The sequence below is a fragment of the Streptacidiphilus sp. MAP12-33 genome (assembly GCF_041261265.1).
Classification (GTDB): Bacteria; Actinomycetota; Actinomycetes; order Streptomycetales; family Streptomycetaceae; genus Streptacidiphilus.
In genome coordinates, this window is record NZ_JBGCCA010000010.1 from 182327 (window position 1) to 204494 (window position 22168).

Annotated in this window: 22 protein-coding genes; 12 read left to right on the plus strand and 10 right to left on the minus strand. The window is 72.7% G+C overall.

Annotation, left to right across the window (positions count from 1 at the left end; translation table 11 throughout):
- Positions 1 to 32: 32 nt before the first annotated feature.
- On the minus strand, positions 33 to 1235 hold the full coding sequence (locus ABH931_RS12915) for an ROK family protein (protein WP_370112610.1): 1203 nt from the start codon (positions 1233 to 1235) through the stop codon (positions 33 to 35).
- Positions 1236 to 1377: 142 nt separating this feature from the next.
- Between ABH931_RS12915 and ABH931_RS12920 the strand changes: the two genes are divergently transcribed.
- The 9 genes from ABH931_RS12920 to ABH931_RS12960 all read left to right on the plus strand — a co-directional run bounded on the left by ABH931_RS12920 (position 1378) and on the right by ABH931_RS12960 (position 10115).
- Entirely contained in the window at positions 1378 to 2853 is a 1476-nt protein-coding gene (locus ABH931_RS12920; protein WP_370112568.1) for an APC family permease, read from the plus strand.
- Positions 2854 to 2956: 103 nt separating this feature from the next.
- On the plus strand, positions 2957 to 4003 hold the full coding sequence (locus ABH931_RS12925; protein ID WP_370112570.1) for an ROK family protein: 1047 nt from the start codon (positions 2957 to 2959) through the stop codon (positions 4001 to 4003).
- A complete protein-coding gene (locus tag ABH931_RS12930; protein WP_370112572.1) occupies positions 4000 to 5073 on the plus strand; it encodes an SIS domain-containing protein in 1074 nt (357 codons plus the stop codon). The genes ABH931_RS12925 and ABH931_RS12930 overlap by 4 nt, the downstream gene beginning before the upstream one ends.
- Before the next feature lie 134 nt (positions 5074 to 5207).
- Positions 5208 to 5486 carry a hypothetical protein gene (locus ABH931_RS12935; protein ID WP_370112574.1) on the plus strand — a complete coding sequence of 93 codons (279 nt, stop codon included), beginning with the start codon at positions 5208 to 5210 and terminating at the stop codon, positions 5484 to 5486.
- Between the two features lie 43 nt (positions 5487 to 5529).
- Entirely contained in the window at positions 5530 to 5985 is a 456-nt protein-coding gene (locus tag ABH931_RS12940) for a luciferase family protein (protein ID WP_370112576.1), read from the plus strand.
- Between the two features lie 171 nt (positions 5986 to 6156).
- Positions 6157 to 7068 carry an alkaline phosphatase family protein gene (locus ABH931_RS12945; RefSeq protein WP_370112578.1) on the plus strand — a complete coding sequence of 304 codons (912 nt, stop codon included), beginning with the start codon at positions 6157 to 6159 and terminating at the stop codon, positions 7066 to 7068.
- Positions 7069 to 7072: 4 nt separating this feature from the next.
- On the plus strand, positions 7073 to 8266 hold the full coding sequence (locus ABH931_RS12950) for an EfeM/EfeO family lipoprotein (RefSeq protein ID WP_370112579.1): 1194 nt from the start codon (positions 7073 to 7075) through the stop codon (positions 8264 to 8266).
- Positions 8263 to 9534 carry a Dyp-type peroxidase gene (locus tag ABH931_RS12955; RefSeq protein WP_370112581.1) on the plus strand — a complete coding sequence of 424 codons (1272 nt, stop codon included), beginning with the start codon at positions 8263 to 8265 and terminating at the stop codon, positions 9532 to 9534. Before ABH931_RS12950 ends, ABH931_RS12955 begins: the two co-directional genes overlap by 4 nt.
- A 356-nt stretch (positions 9535 to 9890) precedes the next feature.
- A complete protein-coding gene (locus tag ABH931_RS12960; protein WP_370112583.1) occupies positions 9891 to 10115 on the plus strand; it encodes a hypothetical protein in 225 nt (74 codons plus the stop codon).
- A 28-nt stretch (positions 10116 to 10143) separates the two neighbouring features.
- Here ABH931_RS12960 and ABH931_RS12965 read toward each other — a convergent pair whose 3' ends face one another.
- Positions 10144 to 10479: an antibiotic biosynthesis monooxygenase gene (locus tag ABH931_RS12965; RefSeq protein ID WP_370112584.1), complete on the minus strand. Its 336-nt coding sequence runs from the start codon at positions 10477 to 10479 to the stop codon at positions 10144 to 10146.
- 185 nt (positions 10480 to 10664) lie between these two features.
- On the opposite strand from ABH931_RS12965, the gene ABH931_RS12970 reads away from it, so the two are divergent.
- Complete coding sequence (locus tag ABH931_RS12970; RefSeq protein ID WP_370112586.1) at positions 10665 to 11297, plus strand: DUF1707 domain-containing protein; 633 nt, start codon at positions 10665 to 10667, stop codon at positions 11295 to 11297.
- Between the two features lie 83 nt (positions 11298 to 11380).
- On the opposite strand, the gene ABH931_RS12975 is transcribed toward ABH931_RS12970, so the two are convergent.
- From ABH931_RS12975 to ABH931_RS13010, 8 genes are all read right to left on the minus strand, one after another.
- On the minus strand, positions 11381 to 12148 hold the full coding sequence (locus ABH931_RS12975) for a hypothetical protein (protein ID WP_370112588.1): 768 nt from the start codon (positions 12146 to 12148) through the stop codon (positions 11381 to 11383).
- Positions 12149 to 12562: 414 nt separating this feature from the next.
- Positions 12563 to 13579: an ABC transporter permease gene (locus tag ABH931_RS12980; RefSeq protein WP_370112590.1), complete on the minus strand. Its 1017-nt coding sequence runs from the start codon at positions 13577 to 13579 to the stop codon at positions 12563 to 12565.
- Complete coding sequence (locus ABH931_RS12985; protein ID WP_370112592.1) at positions 13576 to 15168, minus strand: sugar ABC transporter ATP-binding protein; 1593 nt, start codon at positions 15166 to 15168, stop codon at positions 13576 to 13578. Before ABH931_RS12985 ends, ABH931_RS12980 begins: the two co-directional genes overlap by 4 nt.
- 29 nt (positions 15169 to 15197) lie before the next feature.
- Positions 15198 to 16343 carry a substrate-binding domain-containing protein gene (locus ABH931_RS12990; protein WP_370112593.1) on the minus strand — a complete coding sequence of 382 codons (1146 nt, stop codon included), beginning with the start codon at positions 16341 to 16343 and terminating at the stop codon, positions 15198 to 15200.
- A gap of 263 nt (positions 16344 to 16606) precedes the next feature.
- Complete coding sequence (locus ABH931_RS12995) at positions 16607 to 17620, minus strand: substrate-binding domain-containing protein (RefSeq protein ID WP_370112611.1); 1014 nt, start codon at positions 17618 to 17620, stop codon at positions 16607 to 16609.
- A 274-nt stretch (positions 17621 to 17894) separates the two neighbouring features.
- On the minus strand, positions 17895 to 18566 hold the full coding sequence (locus ABH931_RS13000) for a transcriptional regulator (protein ID WP_370112595.1): 672 nt from the start codon (positions 18564 to 18566) through the stop codon (positions 17895 to 17897).
- 323 nt (positions 18567 to 18889) lie between these two features.
- A complete protein-coding gene (locus tag ABH931_RS13005; RefSeq protein WP_370112597.1) occupies positions 18890 to 19321 on the minus strand; it encodes an NUDIX hydrolase in 432 nt (143 codons plus the stop codon).
- Positions 19322 to 19436: 115 nt separating this feature from the next.
- Positions 19437 to 19670, minus strand: a complete 234-nt coding sequence (locus tag ABH931_RS13010) for a hypothetical protein (protein WP_370112599.1) — start codon at positions 19668 to 19670, stop codon at positions 19437 to 19439.
- Positions 19671 to 19776: 106 nt separating this feature from the next.
- On the opposite strand from ABH931_RS13010, the gene ABH931_RS13015 reads away from it, so the two are divergent.
- Together ABH931_RS13015 and ABH931_RS13020 are read left to right on the plus strand one after the other, a co-directional pair.
- On the plus strand, positions 19777 to 19944 hold the full coding sequence (locus tag ABH931_RS13015) for a hypothetical protein (RefSeq protein ID WP_370112601.1): 168 nt from the start codon (positions 19777 to 19779) through the stop codon (positions 19942 to 19944).
- Between the two features lie 165 nt (positions 19945 to 20109).
- Positions 20110 to 22092 carry an ABC transporter ATP-binding protein gene (locus ABH931_RS13020; protein WP_370112602.1) on the plus strand — a complete coding sequence of 661 codons (1983 nt, stop codon included), beginning with the start codon at positions 20110 to 20112 and terminating at the stop codon, positions 22090 to 22092.
- Positions 22093 to 22168: the final 76 nt, after the last annotated feature.

Genomic DNA, 22168 nt, shown 5'->3' on the forward strand with positions numbered 1-22168 from the left:
CGGCGAGTGTGCCACGCGCCGTCGGACCCGCCTCAGCCCGACCCCGTCGCATGGCGCTCGAAGACCGCCGGGCGGGCGCTGCGCAGGGCGCAGGTGATGGCGCCCAGCAGGACCGCGTCGTCGGCGAGGGCGGAGGGGGCGACGGAGGGGCGGAGCGGGCTCATCCGGTGGAGGGCGTCTCGGACCGGGTCCAGCAGCAGGTCCGCGCTGTGGCCGACGCCGCCGCCGAGGACGACGAGGTCCGGGTCGAGGACGGCGGAGACCGCGGCGACGACGAGGGCGAGGCGTTCGCCCTCGCGGGCGACGGCCTGCTGGGCGCGGGGGTCGCCGGTGCGGGCCGCGTCGAAGACGGCCTTGGCCGTGGGGGCGTCGGGCAGGCCCAGCTCGCGGGCGGTGCGGACGATGGCGTCGGCCGCCACCGCGTCCTCCAGCGCGCCGCGTCGGCCCGCCGCGACCGTGGCCGGGTCGGGCGAGGTGAGCGAGAGCGGCAGGAAGCCGATCTCGCCGGCCGCGCCGTGCGCGCCGGTGAAGAGCTCGCCGTCGGCGACGACGCCCATGCCGAGGCCGGTGCCGACCAGCACGTAGACGAAGAGGCGACTGCCCTGCCCGGCGCCCAGGGCGTACTCACCGAGCGCGGCGAGGTTGGCGTCGTTGTGGATGGACAGCTCCGGGCCGCCGAGCTGCGCGCGCAACTGCTGGACGAGCCCGGCACGGCCCCAGCCGGGCAGGTTGACGGCGTAACGGACGCGTCCCGACTCCGCGTCGAAGACGCCGGGTGTGCCGACGGCGGCGTGGACGACGCGGTCGGCCGAGACGCCCGCCTCCGCGAGCGCGCGCTCCGCCGCCGCGGCGACCGCGTCGGCGACGGCGTCGGCCGTGGTGCCCTCGTTGGGCACGTCGACCCGGGCCTGGATGTCACCCGCGAGGTCCGCGACGGCGACCCGCAGCCGCGCGCGGCCGATGTCGACGCCGAGGACGTAGCCGGCGGTCGGGTCCGGCTCGTAGAGCACCGCGCTGCGGCCGCGTTCGGGGACGATCGTGCCGACCTCGCGCACCAGGCCGCCCTGTTCCAGCGCGGCCAGCGCGCTGGACACGGTCGGCTTGGACAGCCCGGTCCGGCGGGCGAGTTCGGCACGGGTGGCGGTGCCGACACCGCGCAGGTGCTCCAGCAGCAGCAGCTCGTTGTTGCTGCGCAGCCGCTGCCGGCTCCAGGGTTGCTCGTCCACGGGCTCCATGTTTCTCAAGTGGCCAGTCTCGGGGTCGTCGTCCGGCCCTCAACTCTAGACAACTGTGATCGTCGCAAGCCTTGACGGCATAAGTAAAGGAATTTAACTTTACAACCTGCCCGCCCCGCCTGCTCCCCCACGGAGGTACCCGATGTCCGACGCGACCGGATCGCCCGGCCTGTCCAGAAAGGTCGGCCTGTTCCAGGCGACCGCCATCAACATGAGCCAGATGTGCGGCATCGGACCGTTCGTCACGATCCCGCTGATGGTCGCCGCCTTCGGCGGACCGCAGGCGATCATCGGCTGGATCGCCGGCGCGATCCTCGCGCTCGCCGACGGCCTGATCTGGGCCGAACTCGGCGCCTCCCAGCCGGGCTCCGGAGGCACCTACGTCTACCTGCGCGAGGCCTTCCAGTACCGGACCGGCAAGCTGATGCCGTTCCTGTTCGTCTGGACGGCCATGCTCTTCATCCCGCTGATCATGTCGACCGGCGTCCAGGGCCTGGTCCAGTACCTCGGCTACCTGTGGCCGAGCATCACGACCGGTCAGGGCGACGTCGTCGGCGTCGCCGTGGTCGCGCTCGTGATCGTGCTGCTGTGGCGCAAGGTCGAGAACATCGGCAAGCTCACGGTGGTGATGTGGGCCGTCATGATCCTCTCCGTGGCCGCCGTCATCCTGGCCGCGTTCACGCACTTCCACCCGTCGCTCGCGTTCACCTGGCCCGCCGGAGCGATCCAGCTGACCCACGGCTCCTTCTGGATCGGCTTCGCCTCCGGCCTCACCATCGGCATCTACGACTACCTCGGCTACAACACCACCGCCTACATGGGCGCCGAGATCAAGAACCCGGGCCGGGTCATGCCGCGCTCGATCATCTGGTCGATCGTCGCGATCATGGCGATCTACCTGCTCCTGCAGATCGGCGTCCTGGGCGTCGTCCCCTGGCACGACATGCTCGACCCGAAGAACGTCGCCTCGCAGTCCGTCGCCTCCGCCGTGCTGGAGAAGACCTTCGGCAAGGGCGCCGCCGACGTGGTCACCGTGCTGATCCTGATCACCGCGCTCGCCTCCGTCTTCACGGGCCTGCTCGGCGGTTCCCGGGTGCCCTTCGACGCGGCCCGCGACAAGGTCTTCTTCAAGTCCTTCGGCCGACTCCACCCCAAGCACCAGTTCCCCGTCCTCGGCCTGGTCACCATGGGCGTGGTCACCGCCGCCGGGTTCCTCTTCGCCCGCCACGTCGGCAACACCGCCACGCACCCGCCGCTGGCGATCCTGATCACCCTGCTGACCACGGTCATGGTGATCATCCAGGCGCTCGCCCAGATCGCCGCCGTGACGGTGCTGCGCAAGCGTCAGCCGAACCTCGCCCGGCCGTACAAGATGCTGCTCTACCCGCTGCCGAGCGTCGTCGCCGGCATCGGCTGGCTGGTCATCTACGGCTTCGCCGACAAGGCCAACCCCGGCGTCCACCCGATCGAGTGGTCCATCGGCTGGGTCGTCCTCGGCGTCGTGGCCTACGCGATCTGGTCCCGCGTGGAGAAGGTCTGGCCGTTCGGCCCCAAGGAGATCCGCGAGCAGTACCTGGAGGAGCAGCGCGCCGCCGAGTTGGCCGGCTCCGCCTCCTGACCGCCCGATCCTGATCCGCCCGATCCTGATCCACCCGACGCGGCGGGCCGGCCGCGGCAGACCTCCCCTGCCCGGTCGGCCCGCTCCACGAGGAACGCACCTGATGCCCGTGACGCCCGACGACCCCACTCCGCTCCCCCACCTCTACGAGCCCCCCGGCGACACCCCCGTCCTGGTGATCGGCATCGACTTCGGCGGCACCAAGACCGAGCTCGCCCTCGCCGACGCCGACGGCTCCCTGCTGGCCCGCGAGCGCCTCGACACCCTCGCCGAACGCGGCCCCGACCAGACCCTCGCCCGCGCCGCCGAGGCGGCCCGGCGACTCGCCCGCGAGGCGCGTGAGCGGTTCGGCGCCCCGGTGCTCGCCCACGCGGCCGTCGCGCCCGGCATCGTGCAGAGCGACCGGATCCTGCTGACCCCCAACCTCCCCGGCTGGGAGGAGCTGGCACTGTCCGCGCGCCTCGCCCAGGAGTTGGCCGTGGCTCAGGTCCCGGTCGCCAACGACGTGCGGGCGGGCGCCCTCGCCGAACTGCGCCACGGCGCGCTGCGCGACGCCGACCCCGGCCTGTACGTGAGCCTCGGCACCGGCATCGCCGCCGCGCTGACCATCGGCGGCCGGGTGCTGGCCGGTGCGCACCAGGCGGCCGGGGAGATCGGCTACATCAACCCCGGCGGCGCCCCCTTCGACGCGGTCGCCTCAGGCCGCGCGCCGCTGGAGGAGCTGGTCGCCGGCAAGGGCCTCGGCGAGCGTGCCGAGGAGCTGCTCGGCCGTCCGGTCACCGCAACCGAGCTGCTGCGCAGCACCGATCCCGCGGCAAGGGACCTGGCCGACCACGCCGTCACGGTGCTCGGCGTCGCCCTCGCCAATCTGTGCGCGTTCGCCGATCCGGCCCGGATCGTACTGGGCGGCGGCCTGATGGCGGCCGCGGACGTGCTGCTGCCCGCCCTGGAGCGGGTCGTCGTCGCCGCCACGCCCTTCCCGCCCGAGCTGCGCGCCGCACGCTTCCGCCGCGACGCGTCCCTGCACGGCGCGGTCACCCTCGCCCTGGACAGCCTGCGCCCGCGCGAGGAGCGCCAGGAGAACGCCCGTCCCCGACCTGCCGCACCGCCCTCCGCGCCACCTACCGCACCCCTGGGAGCCGTCCGATGACCCCCACCCCGACCACCGCCCGACCCGGCACCCGTCCCGGTGCGGTGATGGAAGCCGAGATGCGCCAGCAGCCTCCCGTGCTGGCGGCGTTGGCCGACCGCTGGCCGCTGCTGACCGCGCAGGTCGCGGCGCTGGCCGGCGACGGCCCGCCGGCCGGGGTGGCCTTCCTCGCGCGCGGCTCCTCCGACCACGCCGCGCTGCTCGGGCGCTACGCCGTCGAGCTGCGGACGGGCCTGCCGACGTGCCTGGTCGCACCGAGCGTGGCCACCGTCTACGGCCGCACGCCGGAGGGGTTCCGCGGCTGGCTGCTGGTGGCCCTCTCCCAGTCCGGCCGCACACCCGAGATCGTGAACCTGGCGGCCCGCTACGCCGAGGCGGGCGCGCGGGTGATCGCGGTGACCAACGACGACGCGTCCGCGCTGGCGCGAGCGGCGCACCTGTCGGTGCCGCTGGCGGCCGGTCCCGAGCTGGCCGTGCCGGCGACCAAGACAGTGACCGGGCAACTTCTCGCGGTGCTGGCCATCGCGGCAGGACTCGCCCCGGACGCCGCCCCGCACGGACTGACACACACTCAGGCTGCGGACCTGGCCGATGCGGTGGCCCGGGTGCTCGACGACGCCGAGGGCCCCGACCGGGCCGCGGAGCTGCTCGCTGGGCACGACAGGCTGGCCGTCGTGGGTCGCGGCGCCTGCTACCCGGCCGCGCTGGAGAGCGCGCTGAAACTCCAGGAGACCACCGGCCTGATGGCCCACGGCTTCTCGACCGCGGACTTCCGCCACGGGCCCGTGGCGGTCTGCGGTCCGGATGCGCCCGCCCTGCTGATGACCGGTTCCGGCCCGGCCGACGTCGACACCCTCGATCTGCGCACGACCCTCCTCGCCCGCCGCGCCCCGGTCCTGCTGGCCGGCACCGCACCGGACGCCGATCTCTGCTGGCCGGCCCTCGGTCACCTGGGCGAGTGCCTGCTCGCCACCGTGCGCGGCCAGCAGCTCGCCCTGGCGACGGCCCGTCGCCTGGGCCTGGACCCGGACCGGCCGGAGGGACTGAACAAGGTGACGATGACGCACTGAGCAACCCGGCCGTAGGGCGGACGGTGTGTCGGCGCGGGCGAGTTGCGCGCCGGCGAGTCGGCTCGGCGACGCAGTGGTCACCCTCGGCGTCGGCCCTCCTGATCGGCGGGCGGGACGGCAGCGCCCGACTGTGGGTGGTCGAGGAGTACGGGCGGCACCGGCCCGACGGCTGGCCGGCTGACGCGCCGCTGGTCGCCGCGCGCGGCCGGCTCGCCGAGGTGGGTCCGACTGGCGTCGCATGGCTGGATCGGACCGCCCATGGCGATCCCTTGACCATCGCCCTGCTTGCCGATCCGCCGCCGCCCACCGCCGTGCTCGTCACCGTGGCCGACGGCCTCCAGCCGGTCGCGAGCCGGACACCACCGGGAAACCCGTCGCTCACAACTCCTCCACTCGCGACCGGTGTGGAGTAGGCTCAATCCCATAACTGCTCACGGCGGGCGCAAGGATGTTCATATGTCGGCTGCGGAACGCGCCAGGGAACAACTCGTCAGCTGGCCTGATCTGACGAGTTGTCAATCCTCTTGTGGAACAGGCTTTGCGCTCTGCACCGACGGTGGCGAGATCGTCCACTTCCACCGCGGACCGCAGGTCGACGTGCAGTTGACCCGGGCCGCCATCGCCCGTCACGACGAACGTCTGCGCGAGTCCTCCGCCGTGCGCCTCCACGCCGACTCCGGGTGGGTGACGGTGCTGGTGGAGTGCGACACCGACATCGACCTGCTCTCCACGCTGGTCAGCGTCGCCCTCCAGGCCCACGGCGCGCAGCGGCCCGCTCCGGCGGCCACGCCGTGCAATCTCCACCGCACGACGATCCTGCGCCCCGAGGCGCCCCCGCGCACCACCGAGACCCGCCGCACCCTGCTCGGTCTCCGCCGCCGCGGCATCGTCCGTCCCGGCCACGCGGCCTGAGCCCTCCCGCATGGCGCGGAGCGTCGAACGGAACGGCGATTCACAGGTGGGGAACACAACTGTTCACCCTCCTGACGCGAACCCGTCAGCCTCGCGGCATCTCCCGGGTCGAGCATTCCGGATGACAGCAAGTCAGGCCGTGCTCGATCACCTCTCCACCGGGAGTGACCCATGCGCTCGAAGTCCCGCCTCCTCACCGCCTGTGCCGTCGCCGCGGCCGGTGCGGCCGTCGCGGCGCTCTCGCTCGCTCCGCAGGCCGGTGCCCAGACGACCGCCGCACCGAAGGCCGGTACCGCGCACGCTCAGCTCGCCGCCACCGCCGCCCTCCCGACGCCCTCGCACATCGTGGTCGTCATGGAGGAGAACCACGCCTACGACGAGATCATCGGCAGCAGCTCCGCCCCCTACATCAACTCCCTCGCCAACGGCGGCGCGCTGATGACGCAGTCGTTCGCCGTCACGCACCCGAGCGAGCCGAACTACATGGCGCTCTTCGCGGGCAGCACCTTCGGCCTCAGCTCCGACAAGTGCCCCGTCAACGAGGGCACCACGGCCAACCTCGGTTCCGAGCTGCTGGCCGCGGGCGACACCTTCAAGGGTTACTCCGAGGGCCTGCCGAGCACCGGCTCGACCACCTGTACCTCCGGCGCCTACGCGCGCAAGCACTCGCCGTGGGTCAACTTCAGCAACGTGCCGGGCGCGGACTCGGTGCCGTTCACCTCGTTCCCGTCCAGCTCCAACTACGCGAGCCTGCCCTCGCTGTCGTTCGTCATCCCGAACCTCAACGACGACATGCACGACGGCACGGTCGCGCAGGGCGACACCTGGCTGAAGAACAACCTCTCCGCCTACGCCACCTGGGCCAAGGCCAACAACAGCCTGCTCGTGGTCACCTGGGACGAGGACGACTCCACCGAGAGCAACCAGATCGCGACCATCTTCTACGGGTCCGACGTGCTGACCGGCAAGTACTCCGAGAAGATCAACCACTACAACGTGCTCTCCACCCTGGAGGGGATCTACGGCCTGGCCAAGACCGGGAGCGCCGCGTCCGCCACGCCGATCACCGACATCTGGGGCTGACGCGTTGACCGTTCGCCCCTGGTTCCGCCGTCCGCTGCTCGCCGGGGCGCTCGCCCTGGCGGTGGCGGGCGGCGCCCTCGCCGTCGCGTTCACCGCGGACGACTCCCCCGCGGCGGCGGGGTCCCCGGCGCTGACCGTCTCCGTCGACAAGCACGGCTGCGGTGCGCCACCGGCCCGGTTGCCCGCCGGGACGGTCGTGTTCGACGTCACCGACGCGGCGCAGACCTTTGTCACCGTCTACCTGACCGACCTCGGCGGTGGCCGCGCCTACTCCGAGATCCGCTGGCTCGGACCGCACCACTCACTGCCGCTGACGGGTTCGCTCGCGGCCGGCCGCTACGCGCTCCGCTGCGTCTTCTCCGACGGGCCGGTGGTGACCTCAGCGGCCATCGCGGTCACCGGCTCGTCGGCCGCCGCGGAGACCGGCTACCCGCCGATGACCAGCACCGACCTGGAGCAGGCCGTCACCGGGTACCGGGCCTTCGTCTCCACCGCGCTGCCGCTGCTGCTGGACGCCGCGCGCACCCTCGACGCCGACGTGGCCCGCGGCGACCTGACCGCCGCGCGCGCCGACTGGCTGACCGCCCACCTCGACTACGAGCACCTGGGCGCCGCCTACGCCTCCTTCGGCGACTTCGACGACGCGATCGACGGCCGACCCGACGGGCTGCCGGGCGGCGTGGACGACACCGGCTGGACCGGCTTCCTTGCCGTCGAGCACGCCCTGTGGCACGGCGCCGCCGCCGACCGGGTGCGGCCGCTGACGCGGAAGCTGGTGAGCGACGTCACCGGCCTGATCGCGGACTTCCCCAGTGAGGACATCGACTCCGAGGACCTGCCGCTGCGCGCGCACGAGATCCTGGAGAACGCCCTCCAGTTCCAGCTCACCGGCCACGACGACCAGGGCTCCGGCACCACGCTCGCGACGCTCGACGCCAACGTGCAGGGCACGCAGGAGGTGCTCTCGCTGCTCGCGCCGCTGCTGCGCGAGCGCGACCCCGGCCTGGTCGACGCCACCGACGCAGAACTCTCCGCGCTCCGCGCCCAGCTGGCCGCCACCCACACTGGCCAACCGGCCTGGCCCGCGGCCGGCTCGCTCGACCGCGCCACCCGTGAACGGCTGGACGGCTCGCTCGGTGCCCTGCTGGAACAGCTCGCCCGGATCCCGAACCTGCTCGCCGCGAGGAACCACGCATGACCATGAGTGATCGTCACGAGTCCCTCGGTCGCCGCGGGTTCCTGCGGCAGGCCACGGCCGGCGTCGTCGGGGTCGCGGCGCTCGGGGTGAGCGCGGCCGACGCGGCGCCGGCGGACGCCTCCGCGGCCGCGACGGGGGCCGCGACGGGCTCCGGGCGGGTCATCGCGTTCGAGGGGCCGCACCAGGCGGGCATCCTCACCCCGCCGCAGGCGGCGGCCGCCTTCGTCTCCTTCGACGTGATCGCCCCCGACCGGGCCGCGCTCAAGGAGCTCTTCGCCGTCCTGACCGACCGCGTGCGCGCGCTGACCGCCGGCGGCCCGGTCCCGGCGACCGATCTGGCCTCGGCGCCGACCGACAGCGGCACGCTCGGCCCGGTGCTCCCCGCCGACGGGCTCACCGTCACCGTCGGCGTCGGCGCATCGCTCTTCGAGGGGAACCGCTTCGGCCTCGGCGCGCTGCGTCCCGCGCAACTGACGGCGATGCCGGTCTTCCCGGACGACGACATGGCCCACTCCACGGAGCTGCACGGGGACCTCTCGCTCCAGCTGTGCGCGGACTCCCGCGACACCGTCACCCATGCCCTGCGGGACATCGCCAAGCACACCCGGGGCGCGCTCCAGGCCCGCTGGAAGATCGACGGCACCCACAGCGCGCCGCGTCCGAGCGGGACGCCGCGCAACCACCTCGGCTTCAAGGACGGCATCGCCAACCCCGACACCACCGACTCGTCCGTCACCGACGCCCTGGTGTGGACCCGAGGCGGCGCCGGGACCGAGCCCGCCTGGACCGAGGGCGGTTCGTACCAGGTGATCCGCATCATCCGGATGCTGGTGGAGTTCTGGGACCGCGTCTCGCTGGACGAGCAGGAACGCATGATCGGCCGCCGCCGGGACTCCGGCGCCCCGCTGGACGGCTCCGCCGAGACCGACGTCCCCGCCTACCGGGCGGACCCGCAGGGCCTCTACGTCCCGATGGACGCCCACATCCGCCTGGCCAACCCGCGCACGGCGGCCACCACCTCCCAGCAGATCCTGCGCCGGGGCTACAACTACGAGCGCGGTCTCGACGTGGACGGCAACCTCGATCTCGGCCTGGTGTTCTGCTGCTACCAACAGGACGTCTCCCGCCAGTTCGCCGCCGTCCAGACCCGGCTCGCCGGCGAGCCGCTGGTCGACTACGTCTCCCCGACCGGCGGCGGCTACTTCTTCGCCCTCCCGGGCGTCCGCGGCCCCCACGACACCTTCGCCTCCGGCCTGCTGGGCGGCTGACTGACCGCCCGGACCGACGGCGGGTACCGCATCGCGCACGTCCTTGTGGAAGGCGGGCGGCGCCGCCTCCCTGGAGGCTCCGCCCGCGAGGCGTGCCTGCGACCGGAGCTGCTGACTGATGGAGACCGTGCCTTGTCGACCGGCGCGAGGCGGCGGCCAGGTGACGCCGTCTCGCATAATCGCTGGGACGGGCCACGTCACCTCGCCATACTGGTGCGATGTGCTTTCGAGGGGGAACTCCGTTCCGGCACTACGTGTGCCTGCCCTGCCGCTCCTCGTTCAAGAAGCGCGGCGTGTGGGACAGCCGGTGCGCGCGCTGCGGTGGGGAGTTGATCGACGCGGGGCAGGATCTCGAAGTGCCCGAGCGGAGCGACAAGGCCGGGTGGCGGACCCTGACCGCCCTGCTGAACGCGGGGGTCACCTTCCACGCCCGCTGCTGCTACGGCCCCGGGTGGCGGCCTCGCACGCCGCGCGAGGTGCGCGAGCGGCTGGCCGCCGCGGCGGGCACGGGTGTGGCGGTCAGCGTGGCGCTGACGACGGTCGACGTCGACGAGCTCCGCGCCGGGCGCGCCTCCCGCTGACCCGCCGGACCGGGGCCGCGCGGAGCGGTCAGTCGCGCCGGAAGGAGTAGCCGCGCTCCACCCGGGCCACCTCGACGGTGTAGGCGTCGTACCAGCGCTCGCGGCCGAGGCGCTGGGCCTCCTGGTGCTCCGGGTGGGCCTTCCAGGCCGCGACGGACTCCGCGTCGGCGTAGTAGAGGACGACCAGGTCCTCGCCCTTGTCGTTGGTCATCGACTCCCGCCCGAGGTATCCCGGCTGTGCGCGGCCGAGTTCACCCATGCGGCGGTCCATCTCGGCGTAGCCGTCGACGTCGTCGGTGAGGCGGGTGGTGATGATGACGGCGTAGTACGGGGGTTCCGGGCGGGCGAACGGGGTCGCGGGCATGGGTGTGCACTCCGATCGGTGCGACTGGGGACGGACATGATCATGCTAGGACGGGCAACCCGCGCCGGTCATGGGATTTCCCGGACCGGCATTGACCGCGTCACAGTCGCGACATATCGTGTTCGTTTCGCGGCGGCGACACGTCGCGCCGCCGTAGCCGCCCTGCCCTCACCACTGGAGTCGTCGTGAACGAGCCCGCCCCGCGCCCCGCCGTCGCCGCCGTCGCCGCCGAGGGGCCGGACGGCCTCGCCCTGCGGGCCGGTGACGTCGACCGTGACCGCGTCGCCGCCGTCCTGGCCGACGCGCTGTCCACGGGCCACCTCGATCCGGACGAGCACAGCGAACGGCTCGAAGCCGCCTACGCCGCGCGCACCCTGGCCGAGCTGCACCCGCTCACCCGAGACCTGCCGGTCTCGGCGACGGAGCTCGCGCCGGTGGCCCCGCCCAGCACCCGGCCGGAGACGGCGCTGTTCAGCAAGGTCCGCCGTGGCGGCCAGTGGCCGGTGCCGCCGACCAGCGTCGCCCGCGCCCGCTGGGGCAAGCTGGTGCTGGACCTGCGCCACGCGGTCTTCACCCGGCGTGAGGTGGTCATCGAGGCCGACGCCTTCTGCGGGCTGATCGAGGTGGTCCTGCCCCCGCACGTCCGCGTCTACGACGAGGGCAGCGCCCTCTTCTCGAAGCGGGCCCTGCCCCTGGGCGAGTTGGACGAGACGGTCACGGACGGCCCCACCCTGCGGATCACCGGCCGCGCGGTCTTCGGCCAGGTGCGGGTCCGCCGCGCCGGCGACGCGCGCTACCCCTGGCGGGAGTGGCGCTGACGCCCGGCGCGGCCGGGACCAGGCAGACCTGATCTCCACAGCGAGCCGGAACGTGACATCGACGGAATGTGACCTGCGCCACGTCAATGGACGCGCGTCTCCTCGGTCCGTTCGGGGAGCAACAGAACGGATCCGACAAGAAAGCACAGGGCGCCGATCAGGGTCTGCGTGTTGGCCCGGTCCAGGTTCCGCACCTGGCCGGTGACCGGGTCGATCCAGCCCGCCACGGCGGACACCCCGAAGGCGACCGAGCCCGCCAGGTTGACCAGCGTGATCCACCAGGCCCAGACCCGCGGCCGCCAGGCGAGCAGGCCGTGGCAGGTCTCGTACCAGGCGAGCACGCTCGACACGAGGAAGCAGACGGACCCGATCGCGTCGGGTCTCCACACGTGCGCGTGCGCGGCCGAGGCGGACAGTCCGGCGGCCATGGCGAGCCCGGTGCTGATGTTGAAGTAGAGCGTGCCGACGAGCTGGATCGCGGCGGCCCACCAGTCGATCCTGGCCGCCGTGGAGGAGCTGTCGACGGCCTCCCGGTAGCAGAGGAACGAGGCCGTGGTGAAGAAGAGCGAGCCGACGAAGTAGGTGACGCTGTCACCCCTCGCGCCGACCGCGTCCGTGTAGCCGGGCACCGAGCCGACGGAGAACAGCACCGAGCCCACGGCGAACAGCACGGCGATCCACCAGCCACGGGCCGCCGGTGCCCACCAGGTGGACCCCTCGGCGGGCCGCCGGTGCTTGCGGTGGTGCCGGGTCCCCCGGCGGACGGTGACGCCGTCCGGGCCGGCGTGGTCGACGAAGGTCGCTGCCGCGGCGGCGCCCAGGACCCGACCGATGCGGTTCTGTCCGGTCATCACCACGTCCCGTCCGTAACGCTCGCGACCCGCGCCCGGACCGCGCCGGTGACGTCCGGTGACCGGGCGGGCACCAGGCGCGCACCGGGCCGGACGGCAGGCCCGCATCACCCTCGGTGCCATTGAGCCACCGGGCGGCCCGGCCCGCATCCGCGACCGCGGCCGTCACCGTCACCGCGGCGTGGCCGTGGCCGTGGCGTGGCCGTCACCGTGGCGCGGCCGTGGCGTGGCCGTGGCCGAGGCGTGGCCGTGGCCGAGGCGTGGCAGTCACCGTGGCGTCCGCGTCACCATGGCGCGGCCGTCGTGGCGTCCGCGTCACCGCGAGGGCGGGGACGCGGCCGACGGCCCGCGGCGGCGGTGGCCGGCGCGGGCCGTGGGAACGGGCCACCGAAGTGAGCGTGCCCGGGGCACGGGTCATCTCCGGCTGCGGCCGAAGTACCGGGCGCGGACCCGGTCCAGCAGGATGGCGACGCCCAGCACCGCGCCCTGGACGACCTGCTGGTCGTACGGGCTGACCTTGAGGGCCAGCAGGCCGTTGGTGATCAGCTCCAGCAGGATCGCGCCGGCCGCGATCCCCGCGATACGACCCTCGCCCCCGAAGAGGGAGACCCCGCCGACGACGGCCGCCGCGATGGCGGTCAGCTCCCAGCCCGGCCCGACCGAGGGGTCGGCGACGTTCATCCGGCCGATCACCAGCACCCCGACCACGGCCGCCAGCACGGAGCTCGCGACATACGTCGCGGCGATCCGGCGGCCGGTGGGGATGCCCGCCAGGCGGGCCGCTTCCTTGTTGCCCCCGACGGCGTAGATCTGCCGCCCCACGTAGGTCCGCTCCAGGACGAACCACGCCACCACCGCCGCCGCCACGAAGAACAGCGCCGGCACCGGCACCTCGCCGATGTAGTACTGGCTCAGGTTGCTGAACAGCGGGGAGATGCCGTTGATCGGCGACCCGCTGGTGATCGCGAGCGCCAGCCCCTGCGAGACCGTGTAGGTCACCAGCGTGATGACGAACGGCGGGACGTTCAGCCGCGTCACCATCAGGCCGTGCCAGAGCCCGACGAAGCCGCAGACCACCAGCGTCAGCAGGATCGCCACCGGCGCGGGCATCCCCTGGTTCACGTTGAACCAGGCAGCCAGGATGCCCGCGAGACCCGCGAGCGCGCCGACGGACAGGTCGATGCCGCCGGTCAGGATCACCAGCGACTCGCCGATGGCGAGGATGCCGACCTGGGAGAGGTCACGGCCCATGACCTGGAGGTTGCCGACCGAGGTGTAGGTCGGCGCGTCCAGCGCGATGGCCACGAAGACCAGGACGCAGGCGATGATCACGCCCGCCTCCGGCGACTGCGCCAGCCTGCGGACCAGCGTGGCCCCGGCCCCGCCGCGCGGCGCGCCCCGGTCGGCGGCCAAAGTGCTCTGCGCGCTCACGAGCTCGCTCCGTTCGTCGTCAGTTGGTCGTCCTCGGTGTGACCGTCCTCGGTGGGGCGCACCGCCGTGCCGGCTGCGGCGGTCATGATGCGTTCCTTGGTGCAGTCGGCGCGGTCCAGGACGGCGACGACGCGGCCGTGGTTCATCACCGCGACCCGGTGGCAGATCCAGAGCAGTTCCTCGAGCTCGGAGGAGGCCACCAGCACCCCCGTCCCACCCTCGGCCGCACGGTCGATCAGGGCGTAGATCTCCGCCTTCGCCCCGACGTCCACGCCGCGCGTCGGCTCGTCCAGCAGCAGCAGCCGTGGCTCCGCCGCGAACGCCCGGCCGAAGATGGCGCGTTGCTGGTTGCCGCCGGAGAGCGAACCGATCGGCTGCTCCACCGACTGCATCCGGACGTCGACGTTCTCGGTGATGCGCCGCGCCTCGGCGCGCTCGCGGCGCGGCCCGAGCAGTCCACCCGGCCCGCTGATCCGCCTGAGCACCGAGACCACCACGTTGGCCCGGATCGAGGCGAACAGGACCAACGACTGCTCCTTGCGGTCCTCCGGGATCAGCGCGATCCCTGCCACCACACCGTCGGCGGGACCCTTCGGCGCGTAGGGCTCGCCACCGACGCGCATCGTGCCGCCCGTCGCCGGCTGCGCGCCCGCGACGGTGTGCACGAGACGGCTGCGGCCGGAGCCCATCAGCCCCGCCACCCCGAGGATCTCCCCCGCGCGCAGCGTCAGGTCCACCGGGCCGAGGCCGTCGGCCGTCAGGCCCTCGACCTCCAGCAGCACGGGGCTGTCGGCCGGCGGCGTGCGCGGCTCGCCGTGGGCGACCTCGCCGCCGACCATCTCCCTGATCAGCCGCTCCTCGCTCGCCTGCGCGGGCTCCAGATCGGCGACCAGGCGGCCGTTGCGCAGCACCAGGATCCGGTCGCTGACGGCACGCACCTCGTCGAGCCGGTGGCCGATGAAGAGCACGGTGCCGCCCCTGTCGGCGAGTTGACGCGCCAGACCGAGCACCATCGCCGCCTCGACCGGCCCGAGGGACGAGGTGGGCTCGTCGAGGATCAGCAGCTTGGGATCGCGCCCCCACGCCTTCGCGATCTCGATCATCTGCCGGGTCGGCACCGGGAGTGTCCGCACCTCCCGGCCGACCGGGATCGCCTGCGGTGACAGACCGATCTGTGTGAGCATCGCCGCCGCCTCGGCCCGCTGCGCGGCGCGGTCCACCAGGACCCGGCGCCTGGAGGCGCGCGGCCGCCGCCCGAGCAGCAGGTTCTCCGCCACGGAGAGCTGCCCGACCAGCGGGAACTCCTGGGAGACCAGCGCCACCCCGAGCTGCGCCGCCGCCTCGGTCGAGCCCGGGACGAGCGGGCGGCCGTCGATCTCGACCTCCCCGCCGTCCCGGTGCACCGAACCGGAGAGAGTGCCCATCAGCGTGGACTTGCCGGCCCCGTTCTCCCCCACGACGCCGACCACCTGGCCGGCGTAGAGGTCGAGTTCGGGCAGATCCAGCACGCGGACGGGACCGTAAGACTTGTGCACCCCCCGCAGCCGCGCGAGGACCGCGCGGCCGGGGGCGTTCTCGTCAGTCGTCATGTAGGCCTCGGACTCATGTGGACCCGCACTCAGCCGATGCCGAGCTGGGACTCGAGCGACTGGTAGGCGCTCAGGTCGGACTGGGTCACCAGACCGACGCCCGAGCTGAGCGTCGAGCCGTCCTTGGCCAGGTAGGGCTTGACCAGCGCCATGGTCGCGTCCTTGCCCAGCACCTTCTCGGCGGCCAGGATGTACGCGCCGGTGTAGCCCTGCTGGTAGGGCATCTGCACGACGGTGCCGGAGATCGTGCCGGACTGGATGAACTGGAGTGTCTGGGCGTCGGAGTCGTCGGAGACGATGTGCACCGAGGCCGTCTTTCCGGCCGAGGTGACCGCCTGGGCGAGGGCCGGACCGTCGTAGGAGTACACCCCGTAGAGGCCGGTGACATCAGGGTTGTTGGCGAGGATGGTCTCGGCGTCGGAGGTCGCGGTGCTCGCCGAGAGGTTGTCGTTGACCTTCTGCGCGACGGTGATGCTGGTGCTCTGGAGCGCATCCTCGAAGCCCTGGATCCGTTGGGTGGCGTTGGACGCGGTCAGCGATCCCACCAGGATCGCCACCTTGCCCTTGCCGCCGAGCACCTGCTTCATGGCGGTGCCCGCCTGGAAGCCGGCGTCGTAGTTGGGCGTCCCCAGGTAGAGCGACGCCGCGTCGGTGCCCGGCAGCGGGGAGTCGATGGCCAGGACGTCGATGCCGTTCTGCACGTCGGTGTGAATGGTTCCGGCGGCCGAGGTGGGGTCGATCGCCGAGATCGAGTAGCCGGTGACGCCCTGCGAGCGCAGCGTCTCCAGTTCGGAGTTCTGCTCGGTCAGCTTGCCGTTCGGCGGGGCGAAGTAGGTGCACTTGCCGGACGCGATACCGAGGTCGGAGCAGCCCTTGAGGAAGCCGACCTGGCCGGCCTTCCAGTAGTCGGCGGCCACGTTGACGACCATGGCGATGTCGACCTTGGACAGGTCCTTGCCGGCCAGTGCCGACTTGAGCGCGGCGTCGAGCTTGGCGAGGTTGTCCTGGTTGAACGTCACCGAGCCCGACAACTGGACCGCGGCCGGCGCCGAACCGCCGCCGGAGGCGGCGGGGGCGGCGGACCCGCCCGGGCTCTTGGAGCAGGCGGCTGCCGACAGCGCGACAAGGGCGGCCAGCGCGGCGGCGGTGGTGCGGGTTCTGACCGTGCCGATCATCTTCGATCGATACCTTCCTGACAGAGGTGGGTGGTGGTGCCTCACGTGTGGTGCAGGAGTAGCGCGGGGTCCTTGCTAGGGACTGATTGTTATCGCTAACAATTCGTCATGGTCGGCTCCAGGGACGCGAACAGAGGTAGCAGGGGGCGTCGTGCGGTGGCACTGCCTTGCGATGGTGCGGTGGTCCGGTCGTGCGGTGGCGCTCGGTGCGGCCGTGCGGTGGTGCTTGGTGCGGTGGTGCGTGGTGCGGTCGTGCGGCCCGGTCAGATGCGGGGGCGGGGGCGGGCAGCCGACGCGCGGACCACCAGCGTCGGCTCGATCGCCACGCGTGGCGCCGCCCGGGGCTCGCGAGCGGAGCCGGCATCGTGGTCGATCATCTCGATCAGCGCGCGCAGCGCTCTGCGGCCGACCTCGTCGAAGTCCTGCCGGACCGTCGTGAGCGGCGGGCCGAAGTACTCCGCCTCCGGGATATCGTCGAATCCCACCACGCTGATCTCCTCCGGCACCCGTCGGCCGGCCTGCTGCAACGCGCGCAGCAGCCCGAGCGCCATGTGGTCGTTGGCGCAGAACACGGCCGTGACGGCCGGATCCTCGGCGATCCGCACACCGCACTCGTAGCCGGTGCGGGCCGACCAGTCGCCGCCTGCCAGCGGCGGGGTGCACGGCGCGGCGCGCAGCTCCAGACTGCGCCGCCACCCGGCCTCGCGTTCCTGCGCGTCGAGCCAGGACCGCGGGCCGGCCAGGTGATGGACGGTGCGGTGGCCGAGGTCGAGCAGGTACGAGGTGGCCCGGTCGGCCCCGGCCTGGTTGTCGACGGCCACGGAGGCGAGCGCGGCGTGCGTGCCACAGCCGACCGCGACCACCGCGACGTCCCCCGGCACCTTGGCCAGCGCGCCGACCGCCGTGGTCTGCGGCGCGATCACGATGATGCCCTCGACCGCCTGGTCCCGCAGCCGGTCCACCGCCTCCAGCACGGACCGCCGGTCCAGCGCCGCCAAGGCGGCGACGGTCACGAAGTAGTCGTACTGACGGGCCGCCTGCTCGATGCCGTAGAGCATCGAGGCCGGACCGTAGAGGGTGGTGTTGAAGCTGATGACACCCAGCGTCCGGGTCCGGCGGGTGACCAGTGTCCGCGCAGCGGCGTTGGGGCGGTAGCCGAGCTCACGGATCGCCACCAGGACCCTGTCCCGGGTCGTGGCACGGACGTTGGGGTGGTCGTTGAGCACTCGGGACACCGTCTGGTGCGAGACTCCTGCCGCCCTGGCGACATCGGCCATGACGGGTGCGCGCTCGATCTCCACAGTCCGTCCCCTCCCCTCGCATGTCCCGGCGCCGCCACGAACGGCGGCGCTGGAGGGAATTGTTAACGCAAACAATTCGGGGGGTCAAGGCATCGCGCATGCCCGGCCGTTCGCCGGGACCGGGCCCTCGCAGGGCCGCCGTTCCGCAACCGGCCTGTGACCTTCCGGGGGCTTGCCAAGCTCCGGTCGGCGCGGGAATGTTAGCGCTAACACGATTGCTCGCCGCCGCGACCGGAGCCGCCACCGTGGTTCAGTCGCTCTGCGACTCGGCCAGCGTGTTCCAGAACAGCAGTTCGTAGCTCTGCAGCAGACGCCCGTACTCCAGCACGTCCAGGGCGTTGGCGGCGGAGTCGGTGCGGGCCTGCCACTCCGCCACCGCCGCGATCGCGCGGGCGTCGGAGTCCGGATCGGGCGCGGCGAAGAAGTCGAAGAAGGCGCAGGCGCGGTCGTCGAAGCCGTAGTGCGCCCGCAGGGCTGCGGCAGCGGTCGCGCAGTACGCGCCCCACGCCGAGAAGTTGGCGGTGAGCGCGAGGACGACACCGGCCGGCTCGCCGTTGAGGGCGAGCCAGGCCAGGTAGGCGGGGTAGGCCTGGCAGCCGGCCAGCGGTGGGTGGGCGCGCAGTGCGGCGTCGTTCAGACCGCAGGCCGCGGCGAAGGGTGCGAGCAGGCCGAGCGCTTCGCTCTCGCCGGCGGCGAGCTCGGCGAAGTACGCGCCGCCGGGCGCGTCCGCGCAGCGGGCAGCCAGCACGAGGAAGCTGCGCCGGTCGCTCGCGATGATCCGCCGCTGTTGCGCGGCGAGCGTGCCGAGCAGGCGCAGCGGCGCGCTGCCGTTCGCGATCCGCCCGATCAGCCGGTTCTCGTCGGCGCCGGGCGCGAGTTCCTCGCGCACCCGCGCCAACAGGTCCGCCGCGCTCTGCGCCATGAAGTCGGCCCCTCGCCTCGGTGACTGCGTCCGTTCACGCACCCCACGAGCTACCACACCGAGCGGCGGCACACGCAAAGGCTGGCCGGGCGAAGGCGACGACTCCGCCGCTCGGGTGAACCTCGCACGCGGGCGGGCCACCGCCGCCACAGGGCGCCCGAACCGGCGAGCCTCCCCGGCCCGCGCGGACCCACACGGACCCACGCGGACGCCCACGCGCTCACGGGAACCGGCCCACGGAAATCGGCTCGAGGGGGGCCGGCTCACGGAATCCCACTCCCAGGCGCTGACACCGGAACACCGGGGCTCCGACGCCCGGGCTCTCAGGGCTCGTGCGGCAGATGCCCGTCGAGGTATTCCTGGACCGGCCCGAACAGCCCGCCGGGCACGTGGGCGGGCAGGTCGGCGTGCGTGACCCAGGCGACCTCAGCCAACTCCTCCGCGTCCGCGACGTGGGCCTCGCCGGTCACCAGTTCGCAGACCACATAGGACAGGTACCGCCCCGAAGCCGGGTGCACACGCTCGCCCAACAGCAAGATCGCGTCCACGGAGAGGCCGGTCTCCTCGTACGTCTCCCGCTCCGCTGCCTCCGAGACGCTCTCGCCCTCCTCGATGGCGCCCGCGGGGAACTGCCACAGCAGGTCCCCCTCCGCCTCGGCGCGCCGGACCAGCAGCACCATGCCGTCGTGGACGACGACGGCCACGGCGATGCCCCGCTGCTCAACGACCTGCTGCTCGACGACCTGCTCGCTCATCCTTGCCCCCTCCGGAACCGCCAGAATTCCCAGGACCCGCGAGGACCCGCGGAGGGAATCCTGTCCACCGGACCCAGCCGCGACACGTCTGTCCCGGCGGCGCGTCTTCGCGACGTCAGCCGACGCGCGGGACGGCTGCCGTGGGCGCGGCGCGGAGCGCGTCGAGCAGCGCGTCGAGCAGCGCCAACGCCTCGTCGACGGAGCCGGCCGGGTCGTGGACCGGGTACAGCACGCCGCGGACGGTTGGTGGCGCCGCCGCCCTCTGGAGCATCCGCTCCGCACTGGTCCTCATGGCGGTGCTGGCCGCCGTCAGCCCGCTGATCCTCCTGGCGAGCCCGATCCGGCGCATGCGTGAGCTCGCATAGCGCCCCTTTGCGGCGTGGTCGCGCCCGGGCACGGGGGTCCGGGCGTGACCAAGCGATTCGCCGGGGTGAGGCTGTGTCATGATCTCGCCCATGAAAGTTGCATGGGTTCCCGGCTCCGCCACCACCACCGTGGGCCTGCCCACCTGGGCCTGGATCGCACTGGGTGTGGCTGTCGTCGCCGTGGCGGGCGTGATCCTTGGTGTGATGGTCGCCGATCCTCGCAAGGCTGGCGCCCAGGCAGCCACCTGGGGAGAGTGAGCCCTCCCCTCTCGTCCTTCTGGGCCTCATCCAATGGCATCGCCAGGACAGGCTGCAAGCAAACCCAGCCGTTGCCACTCGAACGAGTGAGCAGTGTCGGACCCCGCCGCTACAACGGCAGGCAGGACACACGACAGCGTGTGTCCACGTCGAGCCTGCCGGAGCGTGCCTGTGACTCTCGACTCCACCACCGACCCCACCAGCTCGAACGAAGCCACCAGTTCGACCGACCCCACCGACCCCACCGCCTCCACCGACCCCACCGCCTCCACCGACGAAGCGTTGCGCTTCGTGCTGCAGGGCGAGGACCTGGAGGGCGACGCGCGCCGGATGACCACGGCCGGGATGGCGCGGCGGCTGCCGCGGCTGTTGCGGGAGGCACTCGCGCTGGCCTGGCGGGTCGACCGGCGCGCCGCCGTCGCGCTGCTGACGTGCCAGCTGGTCTCCGCCGTCTCCGGCGCTCTGGGCCTGCTGGCGACGAATCAGACCATCACCGCACTGGTGGCCTCGGGCCACATCACCTCGCGGCTGAGGCAGGCGCTGCCGGCGGTCACGGTGCTGGCCGCGGCGGCGGGGCTGCGGGCGCTGCTCGGCATCGCCGTCAACGCCCTGTCCAACCGGCTCTCCCCGATGGTCACCCGCGAGGCGCAGTTCATGATGCTCGACGCGGCCACCAACGCCGAGCTCTCCGCCTACGACCACCCGGGCTTCAACGACCGCTGGGATCTGGCCGACCGGGGCGCGGCCACCGCCTCCGACACGATCGGCCTGTCGCAGAACCTGATCGCCTCCGCCGCGTCGCTGGCCGCCGCCGCGGTGGTGCTGGCCATCATCCACCCCCTGCTGCTGCCGCTCACCCTGCTGGCCGCGATCCCCCAGGCGCTGGCCGCGGTGCGGGCGGCGCGGGTCGCCTACGAGGCCATGATCGCCACCTCCGGCATGCGCCGGGTGATGAACATGCTGCGTTGGCACCTGGGCGACAAGTGGCAGGCGGACCAGGTCCGCAGCGACACCATCGCGCCCTACCTGCTCGGCAAGTACAGCGCCGCCGCCGAGGAGGTCGAGCGGCAGACCAATGCAGCGGTCTGGCGCGGCGCGCGGATCAACCTCGTCGGATCGGTCGCGGCCGGGCTCACCGCGGGCGCGGTGTGGGCGGCGCTGGCGCTGCTGCTCTCCACCGGGGTGATCAGCATCGGTTCGGCCGGCACGGCTGTGTTCGCGCTGCGCGCGGCATCCCAGGGTTTGCAGGGCATGGTCGGTTACGGGGCGCAGCTGTTCCGCAGCGGCCTCTACCTCGACCACTGGTCCACCTTCGTGGCCGAGGCCTCCGGGATGCGGCTCGCCCGCGGCGGCATCGTGCCCGAGGCGCCCGCGGTGGTGTCCGCCCGGAAGGTCTCCTTCAGCTATCCGACGGCGGAGAAGGAGACGTTGCACGAGGTCGACCTGGAGATCCGCCGGGGCGAGATCGTCGCGCTGATCGGCGAGAACGGCTCCGGCAAGTCCACGCTGATGCGCCTGCTGTGCGGGCTGAACCTGCCCAGCTCGGGCACGGTGGAGTGGGACGGCGTCGACACCCGCGAGCTCGACCCGCACGCGCTGTGGCGTCACGTCGCGGTCGTCCCCCAGGAGTTCGCCCGCTGGCCGATGAGCGCCCGGGAGAACATCCATCTGGGGCAGCCGCACCGGGACGGAGACGCGTCCGTGCTGCGGGCCGCGAGAGCCAGCGGCGCGGACGACGTGGTGGCCACCCTGCGCAGCGGTCTGGACACGCTGCTGGCACGGGAGTTCTGGGGCGGCGTGGCGCTCTCCTCCGGGCAGTGGCAGCGCTTCGCGGTGGCCCGCTCGCTGCACCGCCGGTCCGGTCTGCTGGTCCTCGACGAGCCGACGAGCGATCTCGATCCGCGCGCCGAGCACCGCATCTTCACCGGCCTGCGCGAGATCGCGGCGGACCGCGCGGTCATCCTGGTCACCCACAACCTGGCCAACGCCTCGGTGGCGGACCGGATCGTTTGCATGGAGGACGGGCGGATCACCCAGTCGGGCAGCTTTGCCGAGTTGATGGACCGGCCCGGGATCTTCCAACGTCTCTGGAGTCTCCAGAGCGACCGCCCCATCCCCGAGCAACGGCACTGTAGGGATCAGGAATGAGTGAGCACTGTACAGCCCAAGTGGTCACTGTCCGGGCAAATCCAGGGTACTTGGGCAGTCGTTACGCTCTGTTTCC

Coding starts and splice junctions, on each gene's coding strand:
- ABH931_RS12925 (WP_370112570.1), top strand. CDS start 2,957: ATGCCCGTGACGCCCGACGACCCCACTCCGCTCCCCCACCTCTACGAG.
- ABH931_RS12945 (WP_370112578.1), top strand. CDS start 6,157: ATGCGCTCGAAGTCCCGCCTCCTCACCGCCTGTGCCGTCGCCGCGGCC.
- ABH931_RS12920 (WP_370112568.1), top strand. CDS start 1,378: ATGTCCGACGCGACCGGATCGCCCGGCCTGTCCAGAAAGGTCGGCCTG.
- ABH931_RS12995 (WP_370112611.1), bottom strand. CDS start 17,620: ATGGCCGATGTCGCCAGGGCGGCAGGAGTCTCGCACCAGACGGTGTCC.
- ABH931_RS13005 (WP_370112597.1), bottom strand. CDS start 19,321: ATGAGCGAGCAGGTCGTCGAGCAGCAGGTCGTTGAGCAGCGGGGCATC.
- ABH931_RS12940 (WP_370112576.1), top strand. CDS start 5,530: ATGTCGGCTGCGGAACGCGCCAGGGAACAACTCGTCAGCTGGCCTGAT.
- ABH931_RS12985 (WP_370112592.1), bottom strand. CDS start 15,168: ATGACGACTGACGAGAACGCCCCCGGCCGCGCGGTCCTCGCGCGGCTG.
- ABH931_RS12955 (WP_370112581.1), top strand. CDS start 8,263: ATGACCATGAGTGATCGTCACGAGTCCCTCGGTCGCCGCGGGTTCCTG.
- ABH931_RS12975 (WP_370112588.1), bottom strand. CDS start 12,148: ATGACCGGACAGAACCGCATCGGTCGGGTCCTGGGCGCCGCCGCGGCA.
- ABH931_RS12930 (WP_370112572.1), top strand. CDS start 4,000: ATGACCCCCACCCCGACCACCGCCCGACCCGGCACCCGTCCCGGTGCG.
- ABH931_RS13015 (WP_370112601.1), top strand. CDS start 19,777: ATGAAAGTTGCATGGGTTCCCGGCTCCGCCACCACCACCGTGGGCCTG.
- ABH931_RS13010 (WP_370112599.1), bottom strand. CDS start 19,670: ATGCGCCGGATCGGGCTCGCCAGGAGGATCAGCGGGCTGACGGCGGCC.
- ABH931_RS12990 (WP_370112593.1), bottom strand. CDS start 16,343: ATGATCGGCACGGTCAGAACCCGCACCACCGCCGCCGCGCTGGCCGCC.
- ABH931_RS12915 (WP_370112610.1), bottom strand. CDS start 1,235: ATGGAGCCCGTGGACGAGCAACCCTGGAGCCGGCAGCGGCTGCGCAGC.
- ABH931_RS13000 (WP_370112595.1), bottom strand. CDS start 18,566: ATGGCGCAGAGCGCGGCGGACCTGTTGGCGCGGGTGCGCGAGGAACTC.
- ABH931_RS12965 (WP_370112584.1), bottom strand. CDS start 10,479: ATGCCCGCGACCCCGTTCGCCCGCCCGGAACCCCCGTACTACGCCGTC.